The sequence below is a fragment of the Streptomyces achromogenes subsp. achromogenes genome (genome assembly GCF_000720835.1).
Classification (GTDB): Bacteria; Actinomycetota; Actinomycetes; order Streptomycetales; family Streptomycetaceae; genus Streptomyces; species Streptomyces achromogenes.
This window is the reverse complement of sequence record NZ_JODT01000006.1, coordinates 219,093-245,835: the sequence shown is the minus strand read 5'-3', so window position 1 is coordinate 245,835 and position 26,743 is coordinate 219,093. Positions and strand designations below refer to the sequence as shown.

The following is a 26,743-nucleotide window of genomic DNA, read 5'->3' as shown; positions in this document are numbered from 1 at the left end:
CGACATCAAGGACAAGCGCGAGCTCGACTGGTCGCACCAGGGCATCGTCGCCTACTCGAAGATCTGCACCCACGTGGGCTGCCCGATCTCGCTGTACGAACAGCAGACACACCACGTGCTGTGCCCCTGCCACCAGTCCACCTTCGACCTCACCGACGGCGCCCGAGTGATCTTCGGCCCCGCCGGCCACGCCCTTCCGCAACTGCGCATCGGCGTGGACAGCGAGGGTTACCTCCAGGCGCTCGGCGACTTCGAGGAGCCCGTCGGTCCTGCTTTCTGGGAGCGCGGATGAGTACTGCACCGAACGAAACCCCTCGACCCGGCGCGGCCGGCCGCCGCCGCGGGACGGCACCGGCGGGCGAGCGCCTCGCCGACTGGGCCGACGGACGGCTGGGGCTCTACAGCCTGGCCAAGGCCAACATGCGCAAGATCTTCCCCGACCACTGGTCGTTCATGCTGGGGGAAATCTGCCTCTACTCGTTCCTGATCATCATCCTGACGGGTGTCTTCCTGACGCTGTTCTTCCACCCGTCGATGAACGAGGTGGAGTACCACGGCGGTTACGTCCCGCTCCAGGGACAGCTGATGTCCGAGGCGTTCAGCTCCACCCTGCACATCTCCTTCGACGTGCGCGGCGGCCTGCTCATCCGGCAGATCCACCACTGGGGCGCGGTCGTCTTCATCGCCGGGATGTTCGTGCACATGATGCGCGTGTTCTTCTCCGGCGCGTTCCGCAAGCCGCGCGAGCTGAACTGGCTGTTCGGCTTCCTGCTGTTGGTCCTCGGCATGTTCACCGGCTTCACCGGCTACTCGCTCCCGGACGACCTGCTCTCCGGCACCGGTGTCCGCTTCATGGAGGGCGCCATCCTGTCCGTGCCGATCGTCGGCACGTACCTGTCGTTCTTCCTCTTCGGCGGCGAGTTCCCCGGCCACGAGTTCGTGGCCCGCTTCTACACCATCCACATCCTGCTGCTGCCGGGCATCATGCTGGGCCTGGTGGTGGCCCACCTGATCCTCGTCTTCTACCACAAGCACACCCAGTTCGCGGGCCCCGGCAAGACCGAGACCAACGTCGTCGGTATGCCCCTGCTGCCGGTCTACATGGCCAAGGCCGGAGGCTTCTTCTTCCTGGTCTTCGGCGTGCTCGCGGCCCTGGCCGCCGTGGCGCAGATCAACCCGATCTGGGCCATGGGCCCCTACCGCCCCGACGAGGTCTCCACCGGCGCCCAGCCCGACTGGTACATGGGCATGGCCGAGGGCCTCATCCGCGCCATGCCCGGCTGGGAGATCAACTTCTGGGGGCACACCCTCGTCCTGGGCGTGTTCATCCCGCTGGTCGTGTTCGGCCTGATGCTCATGGCCATCGCGGTCTACCCGTTCGTCGAGGCGTGGATCACCGGCGACAAGCGCGAGCACCACATCCTGGACCGCCCGCGCAACGCCGCCACCCGCACCGCGTTCGGCGTCGCCTGGCTGACCCTGTACTTCGTGATGCTGATCGGCGGCGGCAACGACATCGTCGCCACCCACTTCCACCTGTCGATCAACGCCGTCACCTGGTTCGTCCGGATCTCCTACTTCGTCGGCCCGGTCATCACCTTCCTCATCACCAAGCGGATCTGCCTGGGCCTGCAGCGCCGGGACCGGGACAAGGTGCTGCACGGCCGCGAGACCGGCATCGTCAAGCGGCTCCCGCACGGCGAGTACATCGAGGTGCACGAGCCGCTCAGCCAGGAGCAGCTGCACACCCTCACCTCGCACAAGCAGTACGCGCCGGCCGAGATCGGCCCGACCGTCGACGAGAACGGCGTCGAGCGCAAGGTCCCGGCCTCGCAGAAGCTGCGCGTGAAGCTGTCCAACGCCTACTACGGCGAGGACAGCCAGATCCCCAAGCCGACCGTCGACGAGTACAAGGAGATCGCGAGCGGCCACGGCCACCACTGATCCCCGCGCGCCGAGGGGCCCCGTCCGCGACCCGGACGGGGCCCCTCGGCGCGCGTCCGGCTGGATAGGGTGGTGTGCGACGAGCAGGCATCTGGACAAGGAGCGGCTGATGAGCGCTGTGACCCCCGCTGGAGGCGACACCGCGGCGGGCCGCTCCTGGCCCGCCCTGCTGAACGGACTGCTGGAGGGCCGGGACCTCTCCGCGGACGACACCGCCTGGGCGATGGACAAGATCATGCGCGGTGAGGCGACCGACGCGCAGATCGCCGGGTTCGCGGTGGCCCTGCGGGCGAAGGGACAGACGGTCGAGGAGATCACCGGCCTGGTCCGCACGATGTACCGGCACGCGAACGTGATCGAGGTGCCCGGCCGCACCGTCGACATCGTCGGCACCGGCGGCGACGGTGCCAAGACGGTGAACATCTCCACGATGGCCTCGCTCGTCGTGGCCGGCACGGGCGCGAAGGTCGTCAAGCACGGCAACCGGGCCGCGTCCTCGGCGTCCGGCTCCTCCGACGTGCTGGAGAAGCTCGGGGTCAACCTCGACCTCACGCCCCGCCGGGTCGCCGAGGTCGCGGAGGAGGCCGGCATCACCTTCTGCTTCGCCGTGAAGTTCCACCCCGCGCTGCGCCATGTCGGCGCCGCCCGCGGCCAGTTGGGCATCCGGACGGTGTTCAACCTGCTCGGCCCGCTGACCAACCCGGCGCAGGTGCGGGCCCAGGCGATCGGCGTGGCCGTCGCCCGCGAGGCGCCGATCGTCGCGGGCGTGCTCGCCGAACGCGGCAACTCCTCGCTGGTCTTCCGCGGTGACGACGGGCTGGACGAACTGACCACGACCGCCACCTCCCGGGTGTGGGTGGTGCGCGACGGCAAGGTCACCGAGGAGTCCTTCGATCCCCGGGACGTCGGCATCGGCCTGGTCCCGGTGGAGGCCCTGCGCGGCGGCGACCCGGCCTACAACGCGGAGGTCGCCCGCAGGCTGCTGGACGGCGAGCGGGGTGCCGTACGGGACGCCGTGGAACTGAACGCGGCGGCGGCGCTGGTGGCCCTGGACCCGACGGACGAGCCGCTCGCCGACCAGATCCGCGTGGGGCTCGCGAAGGCCGCCGAGTCCATCGACTCCGGAGCCGCCCGGCGGGCGTTGGAGCGGTGGGTGGCCGCCAGCAACGCCTGACCGGCCCGGCAGGGCGGGCCGTCCCGCGATCCGGACACCGGGTTGCGGGGCGGCGATCACTTCACGTACGTTCCTGTACCAGGTCATGAGTGACAGTCATGAGGCCCCGGCCGACTGTCCGGCAACCCTCCGTCCGTGGCGGGGTGCCCCGGGTGAAGACCAGGCCGTGGACAGCAAGGTCCACGGCAAGCGCGGATCCCTCGTGCCACCAGGGATCCTGGTCGTCGAGGAGTCTTCCGTGAGCAAGCGAATGCGTTAGGGCCGCAGAGCCCCGCCTCCGCACACCCTTTCCCTTTTCTTCCGCTGTCCTTCAGCTTCCTCGTATTCCGTCACGGGAGTCCGCCATGTCCGTCTCCACCGCTGCCGCCGACCAGTCGCTTTGCACCCCTCTGCCCGTTCTGGGGCGGGATGTCACCGTCCCGCTGGTCACCGGCGGGGAAGTCACCTACGCCGCCCTCGACTACGCGGCCAGCGCCCCCGCCCTCCAGCGCGTCTGGGACGACGTCGCCGCCTACGCCCCGTACTACGGCAGCGTCCACCGCGGGGCCGGGTACCTCTCCCAGCTCTCCACCGACCTGTTCGAGAACGCCCGCAGGACGGTCGCCGAGTTCCTCGGCTGCCGGGCCGGTGACCAGGTGGTCTTCACCCGCTCGACCACCGACTCCCTGAACCTGCTGGCCCGGGCGATCCCGGCCGGCTGCCAGGTCTTCGTCTTCGAGACCGAGCACCACGCCTCCCTGCTGCCCTGGCAGCACGCGGACGTCACCTACCTCGACGCCCCGCGCACCCCCGGCCAGGCCGTGCAGACCCTGGAGCGGGCCCTGGCCGACCGCGACCCGTACGGCCCCGCCCTGGTCTGTGTCACCGGCGCCTCCAACGTCACCGGCGAGCTGTGGCCGGTGCGCGAACTGGCCGCCGCCGCGCACGCCCACGGCGCCCGGATCGTCCTGGACGCCGCCCAGCTCGCCCCGCACCACCCGGTGTCCGTCACGGACCTCGACGTCGACTGGATCGCCTTCTCCGGCCACAAGCTGTACGCCCCCTTCGGCTCCGGCGTCCTGGCCGGCCGCGCCGACTGGCTCCAGGCGGCCGAGCCCTACCTCGCGGGCGGCGGCGCCAGCCGCCGGGTGACCCGGCGCGAGGACGGCGGCGTGGCCGTCGAGTGGCACGACACCGCGGCCCGCCACGAGGCCGGCTCCCCGAACGTCATCGGCGCCTACGCCATCGCCGCCGCCTGCAAGGCCCTCACCGAGGCCGGCTGGGACACCCTGGTCGCCCGCGAACAGCACCTGATCGCCAAGGTCCGCGCGGGCCTGGCCGAGGTGCCCGAGGTGCGGGTGCTGTCCCTGTTCGGCGCCGACGCCCCGCGCGTCGGCGTGCTCTCCTTCGTCGTCGACGGCTGGAACAGCTCCCACTTCGCCGCCGCGCTCTCCGCCGAGTACGGCATCGGCGTCCGCGACGGCCTCTTCTGCGCCCACCCGCTGGTGCGCACCCTGCTCGGCACCGACCCGCAGACCCAGGGCGAGTGCGGCGCCCCCGAGGCGGCCCCCGGCGAGAAGTCCCTCAACGCCATCCGCGTCAGCTTCGGCGCCGGCACCCCCGACGAGCACGTGGACCGCTTCGTCAACGCCGTCCGGGAACTGGTCCGGGACGGCGCGAAGTGGCAGTACCGCACGGAGGAGGGCCGCTGCGTGCCGGCGGTCTGAGACCCGGACGAAGGACGGCGCCCCGGCCGCGGCCGGGGCGCCGTGCCGTGCCCGAACGCAGCGGCGCGCCGCCCGGGCCGCGCCCCGGCCGCGGGGCCCTAGCTGTCCAGGCCGATCGCGAACGCCGCTTCCAGGTCGTGCTGGGAGTAGGTGCGGAACGCGACGTGCGTGTCCGTGGCCTCCACGCCCGGGATCTTGCTGATGCGGCCGGGGATGACCTCGGCGAGGTCCTCGTGCCGGGCGACCCGGACCATGGCGATCAGGTCGTAGGTACCGGTGACCGAGAAGACCTCGCTCACGCTCTCCAGCGCGGCGATCCGTTCGGCGATCTCGGGGATCCGGTCCACGCTGGTCTTGATCAGGACGATCGCGGTGATCACGGTTGTCTCTCTCCCTCGGTGACCGGAGCCGGTGCGCCCTTCACTCTAGTCGCCCGCCCGTCGCCCACCACCGCCCCGCCGGGGCGTCCCTTCGTGTCCTTCCGCCTTCCGTAGCGCACCCACGCGTAAGCGAAGCCGAGGCCGAAACCGACCAGGTGGGCGAGGTAGGCCACCCCGGGCCCGTCGGGGGCGCGCTGGGCCGCCAGCCACTGCAGGGCCGCCCAGCAGGGCAGCACGACCCAGGCCGGGAAGCGCAGCGGCAGGAAGAACAGGAACGGCAGCAGACTGGTCACCCGCGCACGGGGGAACAGGTACAGGAAGGCCCCGAGGACCGCCGACACCGCACCGGAGGCGCCGACCAGCGACTGTCCGGAGGCGGCGTTGGCCACCGCGTAGCCGAGCAGGGCGCCACAGCCGCAGCCGACGTAGAAGAGGGTGAACTCCACCCGGCCCATCCGTTCCTCGGTCATCGCTCCGAAGACGAAGAGGAAGAGCATGTTGCCGAGCAGGTGCACCCAGCTGCCGTGCACGAACAGCGCGGTGGCCGGGGTGAGCGCGGCCCGGGCCGGCCCGTCGAACAGCTCGGCCGGGACCACGCCCCAGCGCCGGAAGTACGCCCGCTGCGCGGCGAGCAGCGCGTCCCCGGTGCCGTACCCCGGCACCAGCCCGGAGGCCGGGCCGAGGGCGAAGAGGACACAGCACAGGGCGATGAGGCCGTATGTCACCGGCGCCGGGGTGTCCCGGACCGCTCTGAGGGTCCTGCCGGCCGCCGTGCTCCTGGAGCTGATCATGACTACAGAGCATGACGTAACGGGACGCAAGCTGACAGACCGCCTCGCCGCCCGGAACGGACGGGCGGCGAGCAGCCGCCAGGCCGTAGGGTTACGAGCCACACGCGTCGGGGAGCGGCGCGGACCGACACGAGAAGGAAGCGAACCAGCGCGATGACGGTTCCCCTGCCGACCGCCACGACCCGGTGGCGCTGTGCCCTGTGCGGCAACCTCACCCGTTTCGACGTGACCCGCTCGTCGAAGGTCGTCGAGTACGTGCACCTGGACCTGGCCGGTGAGCCGACGGTGGAGGAGCGCGAGGTGGTCAGTGAGACCATCGAGTCGGTGCGCTGTCGCTGGTGCAACGCGGTGGACCAGGTGGAACTCGTGGACAGGCCGGGCGCCGGCTCCTGAGCGGAGCGGCCCCCGGAGGGACTTTCTCGGTATTGGGGTGTGTGACGGATGGTGGAGACCGCAGGCGGGGGGCCGGGCGACGGCACCGCTGAGGTGCTTGACCGTCCGCTGCCCGACGGCGTGCGCCGGCGGGTCGTACAGATCGTGTCGGACGGCTTCGGCGGGCTGACCCTGACGGAACTGCCCGCCCAGCTGAGGCAGTACGCCAGGTTCGCCCCGAATCGCCGGGCGAAGTTCGCCGGGAACGCGATGGCGGCGGCGCTGGAGACCGACGCGCTGTTCCGGCAGCGGATCGGCGAGCGCTTCCGGGAGGCGCAGCCGGAACTCGCCGGAGCCCTCGACGCCGGCTCCCCGCCCCCGGCCGCCGACCCGCTCGACGTGGCGGCCGCGGCCTATGTGCTGCGCCCGGCGGGCTGGGTCAAGCTGGTCACCGCGGCCGGCGAGGAGGCCCAGCGCGCGGACGCCGAGCGGGCCGGCGAGGAGAGCCGGGCCGAGCTGGAGCGGCTGCGCGCGGAGCTGGCGCAGGCCCGCGAGCACACCCGCACCGAGACCGAACGGCTGCGCACCGAGCTGGAGGCGGCGCGGAAGGAAGCGGAGTCGCTGCACCGCAAGCTGCGCGCCGCGCTCAGCGACGTCAAGCGGGGCGAGGCCGCGCTGCGCAAGGCACACGGCGAGATCGACGCCGTACGCGCCGAGGCGCACGCGAGGGTGTCGGCCGCGGACAGCGAGTCCCGGCGGCTCAAGGCCCGCCTCGGCGAGGCCGAGGCCGCGCTGGAGGCCACCCGCCGGGCGGCCCGGGAGGGCCGCAGCGTGGAGGACATGCGGGTACGGCTGCTGCTCGACACCCTGCTGGACGCCACCCAGGGGCTGAGGCGCGAACTCGCCCTGCCGCCGGTGTCGGTGCGCCCGGCCGAGACGGTCGACGCGGTGGAGCCGGGCCGGATGACCCCGAAGGACATCGCGGCGCGCGCCCTGTCGGAGAACGACCCGGCCATTCTCGACCAGTTGCTGGCCCTGCCGCAGGTGCATCTGGTCGTCGACGGCTACAACGTGACCAAGACCGGCTATCCGCAGATGCCGCTGGAGAAGCAGCGGCTGAGACTGCTGGGCCAGCTCTCGGCGCTCGCCGCGCAGACCGGCGCGGAGGTCACCTGTGTCTTCGACGGCGCCGAACTGGCCGCGCCGGTACTGCTCGCGCCGCCGCGCGGGGTGCGGGTGCTGTTCTCCAAGCCGGGTGTGACCGCCGACGAGCTGATCCGGCAGCTGGTGCGCGCCGAACCGCCGGGGCGCCCGGTCATCGTGGCCTCCACCGACCGCGAGGTGGCCGACGGGGTCGCCAAGGCCGGTGCCCGGCCGGTGGCTTCCGCGGTGCTTCTGAAGCGGTTGTCCTGAGGGTTGTCCTGACGGTGTCCCGAAGGTCCAACAGCGGCCGGTAACGCCCGAATTGGCCCTGTCGTCACGCGACGTAGGGTCAGACATGTCTCACTGCACGTGAGTTGTGTGCAAAGAATGCATGGCGTGACGGAGTTTTTTGCCGTGAGGATTTGAACTGATCACAACTAGGTCACTAGGGTCTGGCTCGAACCTCCGAACGGGTGATCACTCTCAAGAAGGAGTTCCCCCTCCGTGGCGTCCCACCGTCGACCCAAGCAGCCGAGTCGCACCCGCGTGACCGTGCTGACCACCGCAGCCGCCGCTGCCGTCGCGCTCAGCGCGAACGCCGCCAACGCCGCCCCCAGCGAGAAGCTGAGCAAGGACGAGGTGAAGGCGAAGGTCGACAAGCTCTACGAGCAGGCCGAGCAGGCGACCGAGAAGTACAACGGCGCCAAGGAGAAGCAGCAGAAGCTGCAGAAGGAAATCTCCACCATCCAGGACAACGTCGCCCGCGGCCAGGAGGAGCTCAACAAGCTGCGCGACGGCCTGGGTTCGATGGCCACCGCGCAGTACCGCTCCGGCGGCATCGACGCGTCGGTCCAGCTGTTCCTGTCCTCGAACCCGGACGACTACCTCGACAAGGCGTCCACGCTCGACCAGTTGAGCAGCCAGCAGGTCGACGCGCTGAAGAAGATCCAGGACAAGCAGCGCGAACTCGCCCAGGAGCGGGCCGAGGCCACCGAGAAGCTCAAGGACCTCTCCGCCACCCGCACCGAACTGGGCAACAAGAAGAAGGAAGTCCAGGCCAAGCTCGGCGAGGCCCAGCGGCTGCTGAACACCCTGACCGCCAAGGAGAAGCAGCAGCTCGCCGAGCAGGAGCAGAAGCGCGCCCAGGAGAGCCAGGACCGCGCCAGCCGCTCCACCGGCGGCGGCACCGAGCGCCCCGACCTCGGTGGGTCCCTGCCCGGCTCCGGCCGGGCCCAGTCGGCCTTCTCCGCCGCCCAGACCAGGCTCGGCTCACCGTACGTCTACGGCGCCACCGGCCCCTCCTCCTTCGACTGCTCGGGCCTGACCTCCTGGGCCTACGCCCAGGCCGGCGTCTCCATCCCGCGCACCTCCGAGGCCCAGTCCCAGATCGGCACGCGGATCACCTCGGTCAGCGATCTGAAGGTCGGCGACCTGGTCTTCTTCTTCAACGACCTGCACCACGTCGGCCTGTACGCGGGCAACGGCCAGGTCCTGCACGCCCCGCGCACCGGCACGGTCGTCCGGTACGAGTCCATGAGCACCATCGGTGGTCCGTTCATGTGGGGCGTGCGCGTCTGACACGTGTGACACGTGGGGCGTGCGCGTCCGGCACCCCCGCGACACGCGGACCCGGTGGCGCCCGAACGGGCGAATCACCGGAACCGGAACTGACCCCACGCCCCGCCGGTGACCTGCGTCAGCGGCGGGGCGTCAGCATGTGTTGACGCCGAGGTCTTTGGTCCGGGCCCCCGCGCGCGGCTACTGTCTGCCGCGTTTCCCGGCGCCGGGGCCTCCCCGTCCCCGGCGCCGGGGCAACGGTCAGACGTCCGCCAGCAGAAGGACTGCCGTGGGGTCCCATCGCCGCCTTGCACCGTCCGGATTCGACCGGGGCGCCGCCGCCCTGTGCGTGCTGTCGGCCGCGGCGGCACTCGGCGCCGTACCGGCCCACGCGGCCCCGGACACCGGTGGCCGCGCCGAACTGGACCGGCTGTACGCGGAGGCCGAGAAGGCGACCCAGGCCTACGACGAGGCCGACGAGCGCGCCGGTGAACTGCGCCGGCGGCTGCGCCTCACCCGGGACCACCTGGCCCGGCAGCAGCAGCGCGTCAACGACCTGCGCGAACAGCTCGGTTCGCTGGCCGGCGCGCAGTACCGGTCCGGCGGCATCGACCCGGCCGTGGCCCTGTTCTTCTCCGCCGGGCCCGAGGACTACCTGGACAAGGCGGCCCTGCTCGACCGGCTCGGGGCCCGGCAGGCGGGCCGGCTGCGGGAGTTGCGGTCCGCGCTGCGCGAACTTGCCCAGGAGCGCGCGGAGGCCGCCGACGTCCTCGCCGAACTGGAGCGCGGTCGCCGGGCCGTGGCCGCCCACAAGCGGACCGTGGAGCGCAAGCTCGCCCGGGCCCGGCAGCTGATCGCCGCCATGTCCGCCGGTGAACGCGCGGCCCTGGACCGGGCTTCCCGGGGCAGCCGCCCGGACCTGCCCGGCCCGGCCGGCGCCGACACCCCCGACGGCCGGGCCGCCGCCGCCCTGGCCGCCGCCCGCGCCGCCCTCGGCCGCCCCTATGTGTGGGGTGCCAACGGCCCCTCCGGCTTCGACTGTTCGGGCCTGACGCAGTGGGCGTACGCGCACGCCGGCATCCGGCTGCCGCGCACCTCGCAGGAGCAGCGGTTCGCCGGCCGGCGGGTCCCACTCTCCCAGGCCCGCCCCGGCGACCTGGTCGTCTACCGCTCCGACGCCAGCCATGTCGCCCTGTACGCGGGCCACGGCCAGGTCATCCACGCCCCCTACCCCGGCGCTCCGGTGCGCTACGACCCGGTCGGCATGATGCCGGTCTCCTCGGTCACCCGGCCCTGACCGGGCCGTACGCCGTACCATCGGGAAGTGGCTGGACGCGGGCGGGCGTGGAGGATCGGAGCCGTAGGGCTCGCGCTGTTGCTGCCGCTCACCGGGTGCGAGGGGCGGCCGGCGGCCGATCCGGTGCGCACCGAGGTGCAGCGGATGCTGGACCGGCGCTCGGCCGCACTGCTGGGCCACGACGAGCAGGCGTACGCCGCGACGGGCACCCGCGCCCAGTACACCCGGCTGCGCGCCCTGCCGCTGGCCTCCTTCGCCTACCGGGTCACCGCCGTGCGCCGCACCGCCTCCGGGGCCACCGCCGACGCCGAGCTGAGCTACCGCGTCGCCGGCTACGACAGGGCCCCGGTCGACGCCCGCCGCACCCTCACCCTGAGCCGGACCGCCGACGGCCACTGGTACGTCGCCACCGAGCGGCCCGCCCGCGAGGCCGGGCAGCAGCTGTGGGACCAGGGCACGGTGAGCGCCGTGCGGGGCGCGCACAGCCTCGTGCTCGGCACCAGTGGCTCCACCGGACTGAGCGGGTTCGCGCGGCTGGCCGACCGGGCGGTCCCGGCCGTCTCCGGGGTGTGGGGCACGCACTGGAGCCGCCGGGTGGTCGTCCTCGTTCCCGAGTCGCTGGCGGGCATGGCGGCCCTCCTCGGCGCGCCGGCCGCCGACTACAAGGGCATCGCGGCGGTCACCACGGGGGAGGCGGGCGGCTCGGGGCGGGCGCCCGCGGACCGGGTGGTGGTCAACCCGGAGGCGTACGCGATGCTCGGTGACGCCGGCAAGCAGATCGTCCTCACCCATGAGACGACCCACGTCGCCACCCGGGCGGACACCTCCGCCGCCACCCCGCTGTGGCTGTCCGAGGGCTACGCCGACTGGATCGGCTACCTCGACACCGGCCGCACCCCGGCCGAGGCCGCCCCCGAACTGGCCCGCGCGGTCCGGGCGGGCGAGGTGCCCCGCTCACTGCCCGACGACAAGGACTTCGGCTTCACCAGCGACCCCGTGAAGCTGGCGCGGGCCTACGAGAGCGGCTGGCTGGCCTGCCGGATGATCGCCGAGCAGTGGGGCGCGGCCCGGCTCGGCGCCTTCTACCGCGCCGTCGGCGCCCACGCCGAACGGCCCGGAGCGGTCGAGGAGGCCCTGCGCGAGACCCTCGACACGACCCCGCAGGAGTTCACCGCCCGCTGGCGGAACTACGTCACGACCCGCCTCGGCTGAGCGCCCTTCCCCGTGGTCCGGCCGGGCCGAGGCGGCTGTGGGGTGGACGGGCGGGGCGGGACGGTGGTGTGCCACAGGTGGTGGGCCGCGGTGAGGGCGGCCGTGATCAGCAGGGCGTTGCGCAGGACCAGCAGCGTGATGCCGTAGCCGTCGCTCACCACCACGTGCGAGAAGCCGAGCGGGAACTCCAGGACCGTCAGGAACGACGCCCCTACGATCAGCAGCGCGGGCCCTGTCATCCGGCTCGCCCGGCGGGTCAGGCACACGGCGGCCAGGCCGACCAGCCACACCAGGTACTGCGGGCTGAGCACCCGGCTGGTCACCGTGAACAGCAGGACCGCCGTCAGGGCCGCGTCGGCGAGGACGGCCCCCGTCAGCTCCCGCGCCCGCAGCCGCCACAGCAGCAGCCAGCCGAACGCGGCCGCGGTCAGCGCCGGCGCGGCCGTGCTCACCACGTTCACCCACGGGCCCAGGAACTCGATCGAGCCGTAGTTCAGCAGCACCTCGCCGCGCCAGCCGAAGTGCCGGGCCACATGGAAGACCAGGGCGCCCAGCGACTCCACCTCGGTGCCCCGCTCCCGCTGGAAGGTCAGGAACGCGAAGGCGCCCGGCATGGACACCGCGAACAGCAGCCCGACGCCCGCCCCGGTCACCGCCGCCGCCCCCCACGCCCGCCGCCGGACGGCACCGGCGAGCAGCAGCGCCGGCCACACCTTCATCAGCGCCCCGGCCGCCGCCAGCGCCCCCAGCGCCCGCGGATGCCGGGCCCCGGCCAGCAGCGCCGCCACGGCCACCGCGGTCACCATCACGTCGTAGCGGGCGTACACCGTCGGCCCGAGCAGCGGCACGCCCGCCACCCACACCCAGGCCCCGCGCGGCGACCGGCCGGGCCGCCCGCCCGCGTACGCCAGCAGCGCCAGCACCACGGCGTCGGACAGGCACGCCAGCGTGAAGAAGGCGTGCGCGTACGACAGGAAGGGCAGGGCGGCGGGGGAGAGGACCGCGAGGGCCGCGGCGGGCGGGTACTGCCAGGTCACGTCGTCCAGCGGAAACGTTCCCTGGCGCAGCACCTCGTACCAGCCGCGGTAGATCACCGACACGTCCGAGGTGACGTCCGGGCCCGGGAAGACGTACACCCGGAACACGAACAGCAGCAGCGCCGCCCGGGTCACCGCCCAGGCCGCGAGCAGCCACAGCGGGGACCGTCCGGCGCCCTTCGTCTCCACGTGCTCCCCTGCCGTTCGAATCCGCTCGAATCCGCTTCGAGCGACCATGATGTCCCCCGACCCTGTGCGCGGGCCACAGACCCGGCCGCGCCCGGCCGGGGACGGCCCATTCGGTAGGGTCGGCGGCGATGCGAAAGACCCTGATCGTCACCAACGACTTCCCGCCCCGGCCGGGCGGCATCCAGGCCTTCCTGCACAACATGGCCCTGCGCCTGGACCCCGGCCGGCTGGTCGTCTACGCCTCCACCTGGAAGCGCGGCCGGGAGGGCGCCGAGGCCACCGCCGCCTTCGACGCCGAGCAGCCCTTCACCGTCGTCCGCGACCGCGCCACCATGCTGCTGCCCACCCCGGGGGCCACCCGGCGCGCGGCCCGGCTGCTGCGCGAGCACGGCTGCACCGCGGTGTGGTTCGGCGCGGCGGCCCCGCTCGGCCTCATGGCTCCCGCGCTGCGCAGGGCCGGCGCCGAGCGGCTGGTGGCCACCACGCACGGGCACGAGGCCGGCTGGGCCCAGCTGCCCGCCGCCCGCCGACTGCTCGGCCGGATCGGGGAGTCCACGGACACGCTCACCTACCTCGGCGAGTACACCCGCTCCCGGATCGCCACCGCCCTGACCCCGGAGGCGGCCGCGCGGATGGTGCAACTGCCGCCGGGCGTGGACGAGAAGACCTTCCACCCCGGCTCCGGCGGCGACGCGGTCCGCGCCCGGCTCGGCCTCACCGACCGGCCGGTCGTCGTCTGCGTCTCCCGGCTGGTGCCGCGCAAGGGCCAGGACACCCTGATCCGGGCCATGCCCCGGATCCTGGCCGCCGAACCGGACACCGTCCTGCTGATCGTCGGCGGCGGCCCCTACGAAGGGGACCTGCGCCGCCTGGCCCGGGAGACCGGCGTCGCCGGCTCGGTGCGCTTCACCGGCGCCGTGCCCTGGGCGGAGCTGCCCGCCCACTACGGCGCCGGGGACGTGTTCGCCATGCCCTGCCGCACCCGGCGCGGCGGCCTGGACGTGGAGGGCCTGGGCATCGTCTACCTGGAGGCCTCCGCGACCGGCCTGCCCGTCGTCGCGGGCGACTCGGGCGGTGCCCCCGACGCGGTCCTGGACGGCGAGACCGGCTGGGTGGTCAGGGGCGGCGAACCCGCCGAGGCCGCCGACCGCGTCGTGACCCTCCTTCAGGACGCGGACCTGCGACGGCGGATGGGCGAGCGGGGCCGCCGCTGGGTGGAGGAGAAGTGGCGCTGGGACCTGCTGGCGGAGAACCTGCGGACACTGCTGGACTGAGGCGCCCGGAAGGGGCGCGGGCCGAGGCGGGTGTGCGGCTGCCGCCGCGCGGGCGCGAGAACCAGGGACGACCCGCGCCCGCCGATGACGATCCCCCCTAGGCGCGCGTCACTTGGCGTACAGCGCCTCGATCTCGTCCGCGTAATCCTTCGCCACCACGTTCCGCTTCAGCTTCAGCGACGGCGTCAGATGGCCCGACTCCTCCGTGAACTGGGCGGGCAGCACACGGAACTTGCGCACGGACTCGGCCTTCGACACCGCCGCGTTGCCGTCGTCCACCGCCGCCTGGATCGCCGCGAGCAGCTCCGGGTCGTCCTTCAGCGACGCCGCCGTGGAGTTCGCCGGCTTGCCGTGCTCGGCGGCCCAACGGCCCAGGAACTCCTCGTCGATGGTGACCAGCGCGCCCACGAACGGCCGCCCGTCGCCCACCACCATGCACTCCGCGACCAGCGCGTGCGCCCGGATCCGGTCCTCGATCACCGCCGGGGCCACGTTCTTGCCGCCCGCCGTGACGATGATCTCCTTCTTCCGGCCGGTGATGCGCAGATAGCCGTCCTCGTCCAGGGTGCCGATGTCACCGGTGTGGAACCAGCCGTCGGCCAGCGCCTCCGCCGTCGCGCCCGGATTGTTCCAGTACTCCTTGAACAGGTGCTCGCCGTGCAGCAGCACCTCGCCGTCGTCGGCGATCCGCACCACCGAACCGGGCAGCGGCTGCCCGACCGTGCCGATCTTCTGCCGGTCCCACGGGTTGAACGCGGTCGCCGCGCAGGACTCGGTCAGGCCGTACCCCTCCAGCACCGTGAAGCCGATGCCCCGGAAGAAGTGGCCGAGCCGCTCGCCGAGCGGGGCACCGCCGGAGATGGCGTACTCGCCCCGGCCGCCGAGCACCGCGCGCAGCTTGCCGTAGACCAGCTTGTCGAAGAGCTTGTGCTTCAGCTTCAGGCCGAACGACGGGCCGGACGGGGTGTCCAGCGCTTTGCTGTAGGCGATCGCGGTGTCCGCCGCCTTGTCGAAGATCTTCCCCTTGCCCTCGGCCTGCGCCTTGGCGCGCGCCGCGTTGTACACCTTCTCGAAGACCCGGGGCACACCGAGGATCAGCGTCGGCCGGAACGCGGCGAGTTCGTCGGTGAGGTTCTTGATGTCCGGGACACAGCCCAGCTTGATCGGCGCCATCATCGGCGCCACCTGCACCAGCCGCCCGAAGACATGGGCGAGGGGCAGGAAGAGCAGGACGGAGCACTCACCGGTGCGGAACAGCGGTCGCAGCCGCTCCACCACGTTCCCGCACTCGGCGAAGAAGCTGCGGTGGGTGAGCACACAGCCCTTGGGGCGGCCGGTGGTGCCGCTGGTGTACACGATGGTCGCCGGGTCGTCGGCCCGGGCGAGCGAGCTGCGCTCCTCCACCGTCTCGTCCGACACGCCCTGACCGAGCCGGGCCAGCTCGGCCACGGCCCCGGACTCGATCTGCCACACGTGCTTCAGCGCGGGCAGCGACTCGCGCACCGACTCCACGGCCGCCGCGTGATTGTCCAGCTCCACCACACAGGCCGTCGCGCCCGAGTCGGACAGGATCCAGCGCACCTGCTCCGGCGAACTCGTCTCGTACACCGGCACGGTGACGGCGCCCGCGCTCCAGATCGCGAAGTCCAGCAGCGTCCACTCGTAGCGCGTCCGGGACATCAGGCCCACCCGGTCGCCCGGCTGCACCCCGGCGGCGATCAGACCCTTGGCCGCGGTGTGCACCTCGGCCAGGAACTCCCGGGCGGTCACGTCCTGCCAGACACCCTCCGCCTTGCGGGCGATGACGGCGACGTCGGGATGCTGCGCGGCGTTTCTGCGGACGATATCGGTCAGATTTCCGTCCGCAGGGACCTCGTACAAAGCCGGAAGGCTGAACTCGCGCAAGACTGCTGCTCCTCATAGGGCGCCGGCGCCACGACGTTGTGCGATGCGACGGTGCGGTCCAAGGCTGGGCAGGTGCTCGGGTTCCCGGGTGGCCGAAATCCGAGCACGAGTGGACTGCCCGGACGTTACCCGCCGGTATGGCGTCTAGGACAGGGGGTCCCGGCGAGATGTTCGGTGCGTCACACACGCGGGCTTTCCTTCGCGCACAGTAGTCCACGGCCCAACCGACCGGCGAGTAACCGCAGGCGGGACCGGCACTGTTCACCTCCACCCCACACGCCTACTCTTGATCACCATGGCATCCACACGCACCGGCAACCGGCGGACCCGGGTCCATGTGGTCAGCGACGTGCACGGCAACGCCCGCGATCTGGCCCGGGCCGGCGACGGTGCCGACGCCCTGATCTGCCTGGGCGACCTCGTCCTCTTCCTGGACTACGCCGACCACTCGCGCGGCATCTTCCCCGACCTGTTCGGCAAGGAGAACGCGGACCGCATCGTCGAGCTGCGCACCGCCCGCCGGTTCGCCGAGGCCCGCGAGTTCGGCGCCCGGCTGTGGGGCGGCATCGGCACCGACCGGGCCGCCGCCATCGAGAAGGCGGTGCGCCGGCAGTACGAAGAGCTGTTCGCCGCGTTCCCCACCCCGACGTACGCCACCTACGGCAATGTCGACATGCCGCAGCTCTGGCAGGAGTACGCCCGGCCCGGCACCACGGTCCTGGACGGGCAGCGGGTGGAGATCGGCGGGTGGACCTTCGGCTTCGTCGGCGGCGGCCTGCGCACCCCGATGCGCACGCCGTACGAGATCGGCGACGAGGAGTACGCGGCGAAGATCGAGGCCGTCGGCGAGGTCGACGTGCTGTGCACCCACATCCCGCCCGAGGTGCCCGAACTCGTCTACGACACCGTGGCCCGCCGCTTCGAGCGGGGCAGCCGGGCCCTGCTGGACGCCATCCGCCGCACCCGGCCCCGGTACGCCCTTTTCGGCCATGTGCACCAGCCGCTCGCGCGCCGGATGCGGATCGGCGCCACCGAGTGCGTGAACGTCGGTCACTTCGCGGGCACCGGCACCCCCTGGGCACTGGAGTGGTGAGGCGCCGCGGGGACCGCGGGCGGGGTGAAGGCGGCAGGTCGGCGGCGCGGTAGCCTTCACGCTGCACACACGTGCGCGGCCCGGCGCACACACGACCTCTCCCACACGGCGCGCATCCGGAGGAGCCACGGCGATGGCGGAACACACCAGTTCGAGCATCACGATCGAGGCGGCCCCCGCCGACGTCATGGCGGTGATCGCCGACTTCGCGCGCTACCCGGACTGGACCGGCGAGGTGAAGGAGGCCGAGGTCCTCTCCGCCGACGAGCACGGCCGGGCCGAGCGGGTCCGCCTCGTCATGGACGCCGGCGCCATCAAGGACGACCAGACCCTCGCCTACACCTGGCACGGCGACCACGAGGTCTCCTGGACCCTGGTCAAGTCCCAGATGCTGCGCTCCCTGGACGGCTCCTACCTGCTGAAGCCGGCCGGCCAGGACGCCACCGAGGTCACCTACCAGCTCACCGTCGACGTCAAGATCCCCATGCTGGGCATGATCAAGCGCAAGGCGGAGAAGGTCGTCATCGACCGGGCGCTGGCGGGCCTGAAGCAGCGGGTCGAGTCCCTGGGGGAGTAGCTCCCCGAAGCCTTCGACGCCCCCGGGAGCAGGGCCTCCCCGGCTCTCCCTCCGCCCGCGACGGTACGGTTCAGCCTCATGCGCACCCTCCTGATCATGGGCCCGGGCGGCAGTGGCCGGACGACCGTCGCCGCGGCCACCGCGCTCGCCTCCGCCCGTGCGGGCCACCGCACCCTCCTGCTGAGCGCCGACCGCACCGACACCCCGGGCGCGGCCCTGGGCACCCCGACAGGACCGGCCCCCGCCGAGGCCGCGCCGCACCTGACCGTCTGGCGCCCGGACGCCACCGAGGGCTTCCGGCGGGACCTCACCGCCTTCCAGACCCGCGCCGAGAACGTCCTCGACCTGCTCGGCGCCGCCCGCCTGGACGCCGAGGAGGTCACCCCGCTGCCCGGCGCCGAGGAACTGTCCTTCCTGCGCGCCCTGCGGGACGCGGCCCTCTCCGAGCGCTACGACCTGCTCGTCGTGGACCTCCCGCCGCTCCTGCGGGCCCTCGCCCTGCTCGGCCTGCCCGAGGAGCTGCGCCGCTATCTGCGCCGCCTGCTGCCGCCCGAGCGGCAGGCCGCCCGCGCCCTGCGCCCGGTCCTCGGCCGGCTGGCCGGCGTCCCCATGCCCGCCGAGTGGCTGTACGAGACGGCGGCCCGCTGGGACGTCGAACTGGCCGCGGTCGAGGCCGTCCTCACCGACCGGGCGACCGCCGTACGCCTGGTCGCCGAGCCCGGCCCGGCCGGCGCCGACGCCCTGCGCACCGCCACCCTCGGCCTCGCCCTGCGCGGCCTCGCCACCGAGGCCCTGATCGCCAACCGCACCGTGCCCGAGACCGCCGGCGACCCCTGGCTCTCCGGACTGACCGCCCAGCAGCGCAAGACGCTCGCCGAGTGGCGGGAGGCGTACGACGTCCACCCCGCCCCGCACCTCGGCCGCGACCCCCAGGGCGGCGACGACCTCACCGCGCTCGCCGTGCCCGCCGCCGCTCCGGCGTCCGCCCCGGTCGAGTGGCCCGTCACCGACCGGATCGCCGAGGACGGCGTACTGGTCTGGCACCTCCCGCTGCCCGGGGCGATACGGGACGAACTGGACCTCGTCCGGCGCGGCGACGAACTCGTGATCACCACGGGCCCCTTCCGCCGGATCGTTCCGCTGCCCTCCGCGCTGCGCCGCTGCACCGTCGCCGGTGCCGGACTGCGCGACGGCGAACTGCGCATCCGGTTCGCCCCGGACCCGGCCCTGTGGCCCGCCGGCGGACGGTGAACCGGGCACGCCCGTTCGGGTAACGTCGTAAAGGCGAACCGGTAGTCAGGAGTCCGCCATGAGCGAAGAGCGCCCCGCACACGAGCCGCCGCCGGAGCGGGCGACCGACGCCGACGCCTGGGCCACGGCCTGCGCCGAGGACCTCGCCGCCGAGCAGGCCCGCCGCCGCACCGAGCACGGACCGCCGCCGGGCTCGGCCGCCGAGGAGCTGAGGAAGCTGGTGGACGCGGTCGCCGACAAGCTGTCCGACCTGCGCTCCCCCCTGCTCGGCGGCCTCGCCGGACCGGCCGCCCAGCAGATGGTGCGCCAAGTCGTCCAGCAGGCCAGGGCCGCCGTGGAACCCGTCATAGAGCGCAACCCGGACGTCTTCGACCATCTCGCCGCGGCGGGTGGCGAACTGCTCGCCGCCTACCGCTCGGCCGTCCAGGGCCAGGAGCGGCGCTGGACCGAGCGCACCGCCGACCCGGCGGGCGACCGGCCGGACCGGGGCGACGGGGGCGCGGGCGCCGGTCCCGGGGAGCGTATCGACCTGGACTGACGCTCTGCCGGGGCGGGGCCTCGGGTACGGTTGGCCGTAGCGGGGCTCGACCGAAACTGAGGGATTCATGGGACTCACCATCGGCGTCGACATCGGCGGCACGAAGATCGCGGCCGGCGTGGTCGACGAGGAAGGCAACATCCTCTCGACCTTCAAGGTGCCGACCCCCACCACGCCCGAGGCCATCGTGGACGCCATCGCCTCGGCGGTGGAGGGTGCGCGGGCCGGGCACGAGATCGTCGGCGTGGGCATCGGCGCGGCCGGTTACGTCAACCGCCAGCGCTCCACGGTGTACTTCGCGCCCAACATCGACTGGCGCAACGAGCCGCTCAAGGAGAAGGTCGAGGCGCGCACGGGCCTGCCGGTCGTGGTCGAGAACGACGCCAACGCCGCCGCCTGGGGCGAGTACCGGTTCGGCGCGGGCAAGGGCCACCGCAACGTCATCTGCATCACGCTCGGCACCGGCCTCGGCGGCGGCATCATCATCGGCAACAAGCTGCGCCGCGGGCACTTCGGCGTGGCGGCCGAATTCGGCCACATCCGGATGGTCCCGGACGGCCTGCTGTGCGGCTGCGGCTCGCAGGGTTGCTGGGAGCAGTACGCCTCCGGCCGCGCCCTGGTCCGCTACGCCAAGCAGCGCGCCAACGCCACCCCCGAGCGCGCCGAGGTCCTCCTCGCGCTCGGCGACGGCACCCCCGACGGCATCGAGGGCAAGCACATCTCCATGGCCGCCCGCCAGGGCGACCCGGTGGCCGTCGACTCCTACCGCGAGCTGGCCCGCTGGGCCGGCGCCGGCCTCGCCGACCTGGCCTCCCTCTTCGACCCGTCCGCGTTCATCGTCGGCGGCGGCCTCTCCGACGAGGGGGACCTGGTCCTCGACCCGATCCGCAAGTCGTACAAGCGCTGGCTGGTGGGCGGCAACTGGCGCCCGGTGGCCGACGTGATCGCCGCCCAGCTCGGCAACAAGGCGGGCATGGTCGGCGCCGCGGACCTGGCCCGGGAGCCCGACCCGGTCATGTAGCACGCGCGGGGCGCGGGGAAGGGGCGTGACCGGCGGTCGCCCCCGGCCTCGCGCCCCGAACCGCGGGGCGTACATTGATCCACATGGCGTTGCTCCCCGACTCCGCGACAGAGCCCGACGGTTCGGCCACCATCCGCGTCCTGAGCTACAACATCCGCTCGATGCGCGACGACACCGCCGCCCTCGCCCGCGTGATCACCGCCTGCGCCCCCGACCTGGTCCTGCTCCAGGAGGCCCCCCGCTTCTTCCGCTGGCGCAAGAAGCTGGCCCGGCTCGCGGCGGCTTCCGGCCAGGTCATCCTCACCGGGGGCGGCACGGCGGCGGGCCCGGCCATCCTGTGCGGCCTGCGCGCCACCGTCGAGCGCACCGAGGACATCCTGCTGCCCCTCACCCCGGGCCTGCACCGGCGCGGCTTCGCCACGGCGGTGGTCCGCTTCGGCGGCGCCCGCCTCGGCGTGCTCAGCTGCCATCTGTCCCTCCAGCGACAGGAGCGCTACGAGCAGGGCGGGATGCTCCTCGACCGGCTCGCCGGACTCGGGACGGAGCACGCGATCGCGGGCGGCGACCTCAACGAACGCCCCGACGGCCCGACCTTCCGCCGCCTGGCCGCCGGTCTGACGGACTGCCGTACGGCCGCGCCGTGGGGCGGCGAGTTCACCTCCACCCCCGCCGAACCGCACCAGCGCATCGACGCGATCTTCGCGACCAAGGGCATCGAGGTGCTCGGCTGCGGGGTGCCCCTGGACCAGCCGGGCGTGCGCGAGGCGGACCTGCGGGCGGCCTCGGACCACCTCCCGGTGCTGGCCGCCCTCCGCGTCCCGGCGTCCTAGAGCTTCCCGGCGTCGCAGAGCTTCCCGGCGGCCCGGAGCCGTCGTAGCGCTTCGGCCGGCCGCCTCAGACGACCGCCCCGCGCCCGGGGTCGTCGTCCTGCTCGTCGTCGGTCCGCATCCGGGCCACCAGCGTCACGAAGCCGCCGAGGAAGCCGCCGATCCCGAGGGTCGCCAGCCACCAGGTCATGTCCCAGCGCAGCAGCACCGCCAGCAGCAGCAGGACGGGCCCGCCGACCACACCGAGCCAGGCGAACCGGGCGGTGGTGTCCGCGGTCGGCAGCGGCGGCGGCTCCGGCGGTACGAAATGACCCTCGTCGTCCTCGCCGAAGTCGTCCTCGGAGGGCTCGGCCAACGCGAAGTCGCGCGGGCCGACACCGGGCGCGAAGGACACCGAGCCGCCCAGCGGACGCGGGGGCGGCTCCTCGCCCCCGGCGTCCTTGCCGGTGTCCGGCGCCACGTTCTTCTCCAGCAGCGCCAGGTCCTCCACGGCCTTGAACGGCCGGGCGCCCGGCGGGTCGGGCGGCTCCTCGCCGAACCCGGCCACGATGGCCCGCCAGGCGGCGTCCTCGTCGAAGGGCACCTCCTGCCGGTCCGGTTCACGGGCCTCGGGGCCGTCGTGGGCCCGGCCGTCGCGCTCCTCACGGCCCTCGCGGTCCTCACGGCCTTCACGGCCTTCACGGTCGGAGTCGTGCTCAGCCAACTGCGGCCGTCCCTTCCTTGCCGACACCGGGGGCGAGCCGGCCGACGAAAGCGAGGCTCTCCTCGAAGATCCGGTCCGCGTCCACGTCCAACGTCGCCACGTGGTAGCTGTGTTCCAGCACGATCTCCGTGACGTCCCGGGAGGACACCCGGCTCAGCACCCGCGCCGAGTCGGCCGCCGGGACGACGTGGTCCTCGGCGCTGCGCAGCAGCAGCAACGGCTGGGTGACCTGGGGCAGCTCGCCGTCCACCCGGCGCAGGAACCGCCTGAGCGAGTGCGCCGCGTGCAGCGGCACCCGGTCGTAGCCCAGCTCCGCCGCGCCCTGCTTGGCGATGTCGCTGGCGATGCCCTTCGTGGAACGCACCAGGTGCCGGGCCACCGGCAGGGCGTACGCCGACAGACCGTGCACCTTGTTCGCCGGGTTGACCACCACCGCGCCCGCCACCCGGCCGCCGTGCCGGGCCGCGAGCCGCAGGGCCAGCGCCCCGCCCATCGACAGGCCCGCCACGAACACCCGGGAGCAGCGCTCGGTGAGCGCGCGCAGTTCGCGGTCCACCTCCGCGTACCAGTCCTGCCAGGTGGTGAGCTGCATGTCGGTCCAGCGGGTGCCGTGACCGGGCAGCAGCGGCAGGGACACGGTCAGCCCGTGGGCCGCGTGGTGCTCCGCCCAGGGGCGCAGCGACTGGGGTGAGCCGGTGAAGCCATGGCAGAGGAGGACGCCCACCTCGCCGCCCTCGTGGCGGTACGGCTCGGCTCCGGGGAGAACTGGCATGTGCTTCACCGTACGCGACCGCACGGACACCGACCAGGGTCGTCGGGACCATTGCCGGTCCTTGGGGTTAAGGTCTTGCCGACGGAAACAGGAGGCACACGGGTGTTGTACGGCACGATGAAGGTCGCCATCGGCGGGCCGCTGAAGGTCGCCTTCCGGCCCTGGGTGGAGGGCCTGGAGAACATCCCGGCCACCGGCCCGGCCATCCTGGCCAGCAACCATCTGTCCTTCTCGGACTCGTTCTTCCTGCCGGCCGTGCTGGACCGCAAGGTCACGTTCATCGCCAAGGCCGAGTACTTCACCACCCCGGGCGTCAAGGGCCGGCTCACCGCGGCCTTCTTCAAGGGCGTCGGCCAGCTCCCGGTGGACCGCTCCGGGGCGCGCGGCGCCGGTGAGGCGGCCGTCCGCAGCGGCATCGAGGTGCTGGAGCGCGGCGAGCTGTTCGGCATCTACCCGGAGGGCACCCGCTCGCCCGACGGCCGGCTGTACCGGGGCAAGCCCGGGGGCCTGGCCCGGGTGGCGCTCGCCACCGGGGCGCCGGTCATCCCGGTCGCCATGATCGACACGGAGAAGATCCAGCCGCCCGGCCAGGTCGTGCCGAAGCTGATGCGGCCCGGCATCCGGATCGGCAGGCCCCTGGACTTCAGCCGCTACCAGGGCATGGAGCACGACCGGTTCGTGCTGCGCGCGCTGACCGACGAGGTCATGTACGAGATCATGAAGCTGTCCGGCCAGGAGTACGTCGACATGTACGCCACCGCCGCCAAACGGCAGATAGCCGAGGCCGCCAAGGCGGCGAAGGCGGCGAAGGACGCGGAGAAGGCGGAGAAGGCGGGGAAGAAGCAGGCCGGGCAGTAGCCGGGGGGAAACCGGGGGAATCGGGGGAAGCGGGGCATGCCCAAGCGCGAACGCGTCCTGCGGATGTCGGTCGAGCTGCCGCTGTGGCGCGCGCTCGCCGGCTACCGCGTCCTGACCATGCTGTACGCCATCGGCCTGTGCGCCACCGCGTACGACCAGTTCACCCGGCCCTGGGTCGCCGTCGCCTACTACGCCGTCCTGGCCGTGTGGACCCTGGCCACCCTGCCCAAGGTGTCCGGCGCGGCGAGCTGCACCCCGCGCTTCCTCGCCGCCGACCTGGCCGTCGCCCTCGCCGGCATCCTGCTCACCCCGTTCGCCGACAGCCACCAGCGGATCGCGGGCGGCGGCCCCACCCTGCCGTCGATCTGGACCGCCGGCGCGGTGCTGGCCTTCGCCGTCAAGGGCGGCTGGCGCTGGGCGGCCATCGCCTCCACGGCCGTGGCCGCCGTCAACCTGGTGGAGCGCGGTCACCCCGCCCGGGACACCGTGCACAACGTGATCCTGGTCTGGGTGGCCTCCATCGCCATCGGCTACGTGGTGGAGGTGGCCCGCGCCTCCGAGCGCACCCTCGCCCGCGCGCTGGAGATCGAGGCCGCGACCCGGGAGCGGGAGCGGCTGGCCCGGGACATCCACGACAGCGTGCTCCAGGTGTTGGCGATGGTGAAGCGCCGGGGCGCGGCCCTGGGCGGCGAGGCGGCCGAGCTGGGCCGGCTGGCCGGGGAGCAGGAGGTGGCCCTGCGCACGCTGGTCTCGGGCGGCCTGGTCCCGGTCTCCCGGGTCTCGGAGGACCTGGCGGAGGGTGCCGTCGTCCGCGCGGTGGAGGAGCCGGACGACGACGGTCCGCTCGATCTGCGCGCCCTGCTCGCGCCGTACGCGGGCGCCCGGGTGAGCCTGGCCGAGCCCGGCGCCCCGGTGCCGCTGCCGCCGGACGCGGCCCGGGAGGTGGCCGCCGCGGTCGGGGCCGCGCTGGACAACGTACGGGCGCACGCCGGGGCGGGGGCCCGGGCCTGGATCCTGGTGGAGGACGAGCCGGACGAGATCGTCGTCACCGTACGGGACGACGGCCCCGGCATCCCCGAGGGCCGGCTCGCGCAGGCCGAGGGCGAGGGCCGGCTCGGGGTGGCCCTGTCCATCCGGGGCAGACTGCGCGACCTCGGCGGCAGCGCCGAGATCCTCTCCGTGCCCGGACAGGGCACGGAGGTCGAACTGAAGGTACCCAAGGGCGCCGTGCGGGCGCGGGGCAAGAAGGCGGAACGGTGATGACGCAGCGGCAGGACCCGATCAAGGTCATGGTGGTCGACGACCATCCCATGTGGCGGGACGCGGTCGCCCGGGACCTGGCCGAGTCCGGCTTCGAGGTGGTGGCCACCGCCGGCGACGGGGAGCAGGCGGTCCGCCGGGCCAGGGCCGCCGCGCCCGACGTCCTGGTGCTGGACCTGAACCTGCCGGCCAAGCCGGGCGTCCAGGTGTGCAAGGAACTGGTCGGCCACAACCCGGCGTTGCGGGTCCTGGTGCTGTCGGCGAGCGGCGAGCACGCGGACGTGCTGGAGGCCGTGAAGTCCGGCGCGACCGGCTATCTGCTGAAGTCGGCCTCCACCGAGGAACTGCTGGACGCGGTGCGCCGCACCGCCGTCGGCGACCCGGTGTTCACCCCGGGCCTGGCCGGGCTGGTCCTCGGCGAGTACCGGCGGCTGGCCGCCGAACCCGCGCCCGCCGCGGACGCCGACGAGCCGGGCGCCCCCCGGCTGACCGACCGGGAGACGGAGGTGCTGCGGCTGGTGGCGAAGGGGCTGAGCTACAAGCAGATCGCCGAACGCCTCGTCATCTCCCACCGCACCGTGCAGAACCACGTCCAGAACACCCTCGGCAAGCTCCAGCTGCACAACCGGGTGGAGCTGGTCCGGTACGCCATAGAGCGCGGACTCGACGAGGAGTAGGGCGCACGGGGCGCATCCGGCGTACGCCCCGGAATCACCCTTCTCGCCTATCCCGGTGTGACCTGAATCACCATTAGCGTGACCAGGCGTCAGGTAACCGCGGTGAAGGGACATTTCCATGCGGGTCGGAGTACTGACCGGAGGCGGCGACTGCCCCGGGCTCAACGCCGTCATCCGGGGCGTCGTGCGCAAGGGCGTGCAGGAGTACGGCCATGACTTCGTCGGCTTCCGGGACGGCTGGCGCGGTCCCCTGGAGAACGACACCGTCCGTCTCGACATCCCCGCCGTGCGCGGCATCCTGCCCCGGGGCGGCACCATCCTCGGCTCCTCCCGGACCAATCCGCTCAAGGTGTCCGACGGCATCCGCCGGATCAAGGACAACCTGGCCAAGCAGGAGATCCAGGCGCTCATCGCGATCGGCGGCGAGGACACCCTCGGGGTCGCGGCACGGCTGTCCGGCGAGTACGGCATGCCCTGCGTCGGTGTGCCGAAGACCATCGACAACGACCTGTCCGCCACCGACTACACCTTCGGCTTCGACACCGCCGTCAACATCGCCACCGAGGCCATCGACCGGCTGCACACCACCGCCGAGTCCCACATGCGGGTGCTGGTGGTGGAGGTGATGGGCCGGCACGCCGGCTGGATCGCCCTGCACTCCGGACTGGCCGGCGGCGCCAACGTCATCCTCATCCCCGAGCAGCGCTTCGACGTCGGCCAGGTCTGCGACTGGGTGACCTCCCGGTTCCGGGACTCCTACGCGCCGATCGTGGTCGTCGCCGAGGGCGCCATGCCGAAGGACGGCGAGATGGTGCTCAAGGACGACTCGCGGGACTCCTTCGGACACGTCCGGCTGTCCGGGGTGGGCGAGTGGCTGGCCAAGGAGATCGAGAGGCGCACCGGCAAGGAGGCGCGCACCACGGTCCTCGGGCACGTCCAGCGCGGCGGCACCCCCAGCGCCTTCGACCGCTGGCTCGCCACCCGCTTCGGCCTGCACGCCATCGACTGCGTGCACGAGGGCGACTTCGGCCGGATGGTCGCCCTGCGCGGCACCGACATCGTCCGCGTCCCCCTCACCGAGGCCACGGCCCGCCTGAAGACGGTCGACCCGAAGCTGTACCAGGAGGCCGGCGTCTTCTTCGGCTGACCCCTACCCGGCCCTCCGGGCCCCGGCCGTCCCCGGCC

26 protein-coding genes and 1 riboswitch are annotated in these 26,743 nt (G+C 73.1%); of the genes, 20 read left to right on the top strand and 6 right to left on the bottom strand.

From position 1 onward, the window contains the following. From IH25_RS0108700 to IH25_RS0108685, 4 genes are all read left to right on the top strand, one after another. Nucleotides 1–292: QcrA and Rieske domain-containing protein (locus IH25_RS0108700; RefSeq protein WP_030605635.1), on the top strand; the 292-nt coding region annotated here is incomplete at its 5' end. Further along, entirely contained in the window at nt 289–1,944 is a 1,656-nt protein-coding gene (gene qcrB / locus IH25_RS0108695; RefSeq protein WP_030605632.1) for a cytochrome bc1 complex cytochrome b subunit, read from the top strand. The genes IH25_RS0108700 and qcrB, both read left to right, overlap by 4 nt. Nucleotides 1,945–2,053: 109 nt before the next feature. Then, nucleotides 2,054–3,118, top strand: a complete 1,065-nt coding sequence (trpD, locus tag IH25_RS0108690) for an anthranilate phosphoribosyltransferase (protein ID WP_030605630.1) — start codon at nt 2,054–2,056, stop codon at nt 3,116–3,118. Between the two features lie 81 nt (nt 3,119–3,199). Next, a riboswitch (SAM riboswitch) is annotated at nt 3,200–3,316 on the top strand. 146 nt (nt 3,317–3,462) lie between these two features. Continuing rightward, nucleotides 3,463–4,824, top strand: coding sequence for an aminotransferase class V-fold PLP-dependent enzyme (locus tag IH25_RS0108685; protein ID WP_030605627.1), 1,362 nt, complete (start codon nt 3,463–3,465; stop codon nt 4,822–4,824). Between the two features lie 98 nt (nt 4,825–4,922). Here IH25_RS0108685 and IH25_RS0108680 read toward each other — a convergent pair whose 3' ends face one another. Both IH25_RS0108680 and IH25_RS0108675 read right to left on the bottom strand, forming a co-directional pair. Beyond that, nucleotides 4,923–5,204, bottom strand: a complete 282-nt coding sequence (locus tag IH25_RS0108680) for an Lrp/AsnC family transcriptional regulator (protein WP_030605624.1) — start codon at nt 5,202–5,204, stop codon at nt 4,923–4,925. Further along, complete coding sequence (locus tag IH25_RS0108675; protein WP_030605621.1) at nt 5,201–5,995, bottom strand: rhomboid family intramembrane serine protease; 795 nt, start codon at nt 5,993–5,995, stop codon at nt 5,201–5,203. Before IH25_RS0108675 ends, IH25_RS0108680 begins: the two co-directional genes overlap by 4 nt. A gap of 153 nt (nt 5,996–6,148) precedes the next feature. Between IH25_RS0108675 and IH25_RS0108670 the strand changes: the two genes are divergently transcribed. The 5 genes from IH25_RS0108670 (at nt 6,149) to IH25_RS0108650 (ending at nt 11,576) form a co-directional block, all read left to right on the top strand. Then, entirely contained in the window at nt 6,149–6,388 is a 240-nt protein-coding gene (locus IH25_RS0108670) for a hypothetical protein (RefSeq protein WP_029382693.1), read from the top strand. 48 nt (nt 6,389–6,436) lie between these two features. Beyond that, the gene (locus IH25_RS0108665; protein ID WP_030605619.1) at nt 6,437–7,780 is read left to right on the top strand and encodes an NYN domain-containing protein; all 1,344 of its coding nucleotides are present in this window, start codon (nt 6,437–6,439) and stop codon (nt 7,778–7,780) included. Between the two features lie 234 nt (nt 7,781–8,014). Beyond that, complete coding sequence (locus IH25_RS0108660; RefSeq protein WP_030605617.1) at nt 8,015–9,088, top strand: C40 family peptidase; 1,074 nt, start codon at nt 8,015–8,017, stop codon at nt 9,086–9,088. Between the two features lie 268 nt (nt 9,089–9,356). Next, a complete protein-coding gene (locus IH25_RS0108655; RefSeq protein ID WP_030605616.1) occupies nt 9,357–10,364 on the top strand; it encodes a C40 family peptidase in 1,008 nt (335 codons plus the stop codon). Between the two features lie 27 nt (nt 10,365–10,391). Continuing rightward, a complete protein-coding gene (locus IH25_RS0108650; protein ID WP_245172732.1) occupies nt 10,392–11,576 on the top strand; it encodes a hypothetical protein in 1,185 nt (394 codons plus the stop codon). Here the strand turns inward: IH25_RS0108650 and IH25_RS0108645 are convergent. After that, the gene (locus IH25_RS0108645) at nt 11,552–12,802 is read right to left on the bottom strand and encodes a glycosyltransferase 87 family protein (protein WP_030605612.1); all 1,251 of its coding nucleotides are present in this window, start codon (nt 12,800–12,802) and stop codon (nt 11,552–11,554) included. The genes IH25_RS0108650 and IH25_RS0108645 overlap by 25 nt on opposite strands. Before the next feature lie 128 nt (nt 12,803–12,930). On the opposite strand from IH25_RS0108645, the gene IH25_RS0108640 reads away from it, so the two are divergent. Further along, nucleotides 12,931–14,076, top strand: coding sequence for a glycosyltransferase family 4 protein (locus IH25_RS0108640; protein WP_030605610.1), 1,146 nt, complete (start codon nt 12,931–12,933; stop codon nt 14,074–14,076). Nucleotides 14,077–14,184: 108 nt separating this feature from the next. Here IH25_RS0108640 and IH25_RS0108635 read toward each other — a convergent pair whose 3' ends face one another. After that, nucleotides 14,185–15,981, bottom strand: a complete 1,797-nt coding sequence (locus tag IH25_RS0108635) for an AMP-dependent synthetase/ligase (RefSeq protein ID WP_030605608.1) — start codon at nt 15,979–15,981, stop codon at nt 14,185–14,187. A gap of 295 nt (nt 15,982–16,276) precedes the next feature. On the opposite strand from IH25_RS0108635, the gene IH25_RS0108630 reads away from it, so the two are divergent. From IH25_RS0108630 to IH25_RS0108605, 6 genes are all read left to right on the top strand, one after another. Then, nucleotides 16,277–17,074 (top strand): metallophosphoesterase family protein, encoded by a 798-nt coding sequence (locus IH25_RS0108630; RefSeq protein ID WP_030605606.1) that lies wholly within the window; start codon nt 16,277–16,279, stop codon nt 17,072–17,074. 133 nt (nt 17,075–17,207) lie between these two features. After that, nucleotides 17,208–17,651 carry an SRPBCC family protein gene (locus tag IH25_RS0108625; protein ID WP_030605604.1) on the top strand — a complete coding sequence of 148 codons (444 nt, stop codon included), beginning with the start codon at nt 17,208–17,210 and terminating at the stop codon, nt 17,649–17,651. Nucleotides 17,652–17,729: 78 nt separating this feature from the next. Then, entirely contained in the window at nt 17,730–18,902 is a 1,173-nt protein-coding gene (locus tag IH25_RS0108620) for an ArsA family ATPase (RefSeq protein ID WP_030605601.1), read from the top strand. A gap of 58 nt (nt 18,903–18,960) precedes the next feature. Beyond that, the gene (locus tag IH25_RS0108615) at nt 18,961–19,440 is read left to right on the top strand and encodes a DUF5304 domain-containing protein (RefSeq protein ID WP_030605599.1); all 480 of its coding nucleotides are present in this window, start codon (nt 18,961–18,963) and stop codon (nt 19,438–19,440) included. 67 nt (nt 19,441–19,507) lie between these two features. After that, nucleotides 19,508–20,461 (top strand): ROK family glucokinase, encoded by a 954-nt coding sequence (locus tag IH25_RS0108610; protein WP_030605596.1) that lies wholly within the window; start codon nt 19,508–19,510, stop codon nt 20,459–20,461. Nucleotides 20,462–20,544: 83 nt separating this feature from the next. Continuing rightward, the gene (locus IH25_RS0108605) at nt 20,545–21,291 is read left to right on the top strand and encodes an endonuclease/exonuclease/phosphatase family protein (RefSeq protein WP_030605594.1); all 747 of its coding nucleotides are present in this window, start codon (nt 20,545–20,547) and stop codon (nt 21,289–21,291) included. Nucleotides 21,292–21,355: 64 nt separating this feature from the next. Here IH25_RS0108605 and IH25_RS0108600 read toward each other — a convergent pair whose 3' ends face one another. Both IH25_RS0108600 and IH25_RS0108595 read right to left on the bottom strand, forming a co-directional pair. Beyond that, a complete protein-coding gene (locus IH25_RS0108600) occupies nt 21,356–21,991 on the bottom strand; it encodes a hypothetical protein (RefSeq protein ID WP_030605592.1) in 636 nt (211 codons plus the stop codon). Next, complete coding sequence (locus IH25_RS0108595) at nt 21,984–22,763, bottom strand: alpha/beta hydrolase (RefSeq protein ID WP_030605590.1); 780 nt, start codon at nt 22,761–22,763, stop codon at nt 21,984–21,986. The genes IH25_RS0108600 and IH25_RS0108595 overlap by 8 nt, the downstream gene beginning before the upstream one ends. A 105-nt stretch (nt 22,764–22,868) precedes the next feature. Here IH25_RS0108595 and IH25_RS0108590 point away from each other — a divergent pair, with 105 nt between their 5' ends. The 4 genes from IH25_RS0108590 (at nt 22,869) to IH25_RS0108575 (ending at nt 26,705) form a co-directional block, all read left to right on the top strand. Beyond that, nucleotides 22,869–23,621, top strand: a complete 753-nt coding sequence (locus IH25_RS0108590) for a lysophospholipid acyltransferase family protein (protein WP_037654599.1) — start codon at nt 22,869–22,871, stop codon at nt 23,619–23,621. A 36-nt stretch (nt 23,622–23,657) separates the two neighbouring features. Further along, nucleotides 23,658–24,881 (top strand): MacS family sensor histidine kinase, encoded by a 1,224-nt coding sequence (macS, locus tag IH25_RS0108585; protein WP_030605585.1) that lies wholly within the window; start codon nt 23,658–23,660, stop codon nt 24,879–24,881. Beyond that, nucleotides 24,881–25,558: a response regulator gene (locus IH25_RS0108580; RefSeq protein WP_030605582.1), complete on the top strand. Its 678-nt coding sequence runs from the start codon at nt 24,881–24,883 to the stop codon at nt 25,556–25,558. The genes macS and IH25_RS0108580 overlap by 1 nt, the downstream gene beginning before the upstream one ends. Before the next feature lie 118 nt (nt 25,559–25,676). Continuing rightward, complete coding sequence (locus IH25_RS0108575) at nt 25,677–26,705, top strand: 6-phosphofructokinase (RefSeq protein ID WP_030605580.1); 1,029 nt, start codon at nt 25,677–25,679, stop codon at nt 26,703–26,705. The last annotated feature ends 38 nt before the right edge of the window (nt 26,706–26,743 follow it).

Excerpts from the sequence above, each read along its gene's own strand:
- IH25_RS0108670 (WP_029382693.1), top strand. The coding sequence starts at position 6,149 with ATGACGGTTCCCCTGCCGACCGCCACGACCCGGTGGCGCTGTGCCCTG.
- IH25_RS0108605 (WP_030605594.1), top strand. The coding sequence starts at position 20,545 with ATGGCGTTGCTCCCCGACTCCGCGACAGAGCCCGACGGTTCGGCCACC.
- IH25_RS0108615 (WP_030605599.1), top strand. The coding sequence starts at position 18,961 with ATGAGCGAAGAGCGCCCCGCACACGAGCCGCCGCCGGAGCGGGCGACC.
- IH25_RS0108640 (WP_030605610.1), top strand. The coding sequence starts at position 12,931 with ATGCGAAAGACCCTGATCGTCACCAACGACTTCCCGCCCCGGCCGGGC.
- IH25_RS0108675 (WP_030605621.1), bottom strand. The coding sequence starts at position 5,995 with ATGATCAGCTCCAGGAGCACGGCGGCCGGCAGGACCCTCAGAGCGGTC.
- qcrB (WP_030605632.1), top strand. The coding sequence starts at position 289 with ATGAGTACTGCACCGAACGAAACCCCTCGACCCGGCGCGGCCGGCCGC.
- IH25_RS0108685 (WP_030605627.1), top strand. The coding sequence starts at position 3,463 with ATGTCCGTCTCCACCGCTGCCGCCGACCAGTCGCTTTGCACCCCTCTG.
- IH25_RS0108665 (WP_030605619.1), top strand. The coding sequence starts at position 6,437 with ATGGTGGAGACCGCAGGCGGGGGGCCGGGCGACGGCACCGCTGAGGTG.
- IH25_RS0108620 (WP_030605601.1), top strand. The coding sequence starts at position 17,730 with ATGCGCACCCTCCTGATCATGGGCCCGGGCGGCAGTGGCCGGACGACC.
- IH25_RS0108625 (WP_030605604.1), top strand. The coding sequence starts at position 17,208 with ATGGCGGAACACACCAGTTCGAGCATCACGATCGAGGCGGCCCCCGCC.
- IH25_RS0108595 (WP_030605590.1), bottom strand. The coding sequence starts at position 22,763 with ATGCCAGTTCTCCCCGGAGCCGAGCCGTACCGCCACGAGGGCGGCGAG.
- IH25_RS0108575 (WP_030605580.1), top strand. The coding sequence starts at position 25,677 with ATGCGGGTCGGAGTACTGACCGGAGGCGGCGACTGCCCCGGGCTCAAC.
- trpD (WP_030605630.1), top strand. The coding sequence starts at position 2,054 with ATGAGCGCTGTGACCCCCGCTGGAGGCGACACCGCGGCGGGCCGCTCC.
- IH25_RS0108610 (WP_030605596.1), top strand. The coding sequence starts at position 19,508 with ATGGGACTCACCATCGGCGTCGACATCGGCGGCACGAAGATCGCGGCC.
- IH25_RS0108580 (WP_030605582.1), top strand. The coding sequence starts at position 24,881 with ATGACGCAGCGGCAGGACCCGATCAAGGTCATGGTGGTCGACGACCAT.
- IH25_RS0108630 (WP_030605606.1), top strand. The coding sequence starts at position 16,277 with ATGGCATCCACACGCACCGGCAACCGGCGGACCCGGGTCCATGTGGTC.
- macS (WP_030605585.1), top strand. The coding sequence starts at position 23,658 with ATGCCCAAGCGCGAACGCGTCCTGCGGATGTCGGTCGAGCTGCCGCTG.